Raw genomic sequence first — 1000 nt, 5'->3', positions numbered from 1 at the left:
TGGCGGATAGGCGATGTTTTACCATGCATGACTTGGCTCGCACGCACAACTTCACCACCGAACACGTGCGCAATGGCTTGATGGCCAAGGCACACCCCTAAAATAGGAAGCTTACCGGCGAAATGCTCTATCGCTTGCAGGGAAATACCCGCTTCATTTGGCGTACAAGGCCCAGGGGAAATCACCAAATGGGTTGGATTGAGGGCTTCGATACCTTGAATGTCGATTTCGTCATTGCGCACGACCTTTACCTGAGCGCCAAGCTCGCAAAAGTATTGGTAAAGGTTGTAAGTGAAAGAATCGTAGTTATCGATGATCAACAACATAACGTGTCGGCTGCTCCAATCCGTTTTGGCAAGGCTTAGGGATCAATTGTCTGGTTTACCACAATTGAGGGCGGTATTTTGCAACACCCAATTAGAAAGGCAAGTCTTTGCGCAATAAAAAGGCCAGCATCGGCTGGCCTTTGAGTTTTACAGCTATGTTTTTAGGACAGGAGTGGCTTAACGGCGGCGGCGGAACAAGCCAAGTCCAAGCATTGCTAGCAGTGCACCAAACCCAAACGAACCACCATCAGAGTCTTTCGAATCTGTGGTGCCCGTTTCAGGCTGAGTCATAGAGACTGCACGAGCAGAGCTAAACTTAACGACGTTGCCAGTCGAGTCTGTCACTTTCTCTTCCAGTTGGTAGTTACCTTGCTCTGGCGCCTGTTCAAACTCAACATTCACGCTGCGCGCTTTAATGTCCGTTTGATCTAAAGTCTTGCTCGCTGAGTAAGCTTTCGCATCACTACTTACAGCGGCAGCTTGAGTCGCGACGGTTAAGCTAACAGTCACGATGTCACCTGCAACAGCGTTTGGTGGCAAACGTACATCTACCGCTAAATTTTCACCCGCTTTCGGTAAATCGATATCCGTATCAGGTAAATCAATCGCGATGATCACAGGATCGTGGTCAGATGCCGAGAACGCATCTTTGTATTTCGGCATGTCACCTGTGT

The 1000-nt window shown here is 48.9% G+C and carries 2 protein-coding genes; both read right to left on the bottom strand.

The genetic code is table 11. The annotated features are described in order from the left end of the window. The coding region (locus R7P72_RS26330; protein WP_411912917.1) for a glutamine amidotransferase-related protein at positions 1 to 326 on the bottom strand (326 nt) is incomplete at its 3' end. A 177-nt stretch (positions 327 to 503) separates the two neighbouring features. Continuing rightward, positions 504 to 1000: GlyGly-CTERM sorting domain-containing protein (locus tag R7P72_RS26325; protein ID WP_318111229.1), on the bottom strand; the 497-nt coding region annotated here is incomplete at its 5' end.

The organism is Vibrio sp. Vb0888, from assembly GCF_033338835.1.
GTDB classification, from domain to species: Bacteria; Pseudomonadota; Gammaproteobacteria; order Enterobacterales; family Vibrionaceae; genus Vibrio; species Vibrio alginolyticus.
The sequence above is the reverse complement of the archived record's forward strand: the minus strand, read 5'-3'. Positions and strand labels throughout refer to the sequence as shown.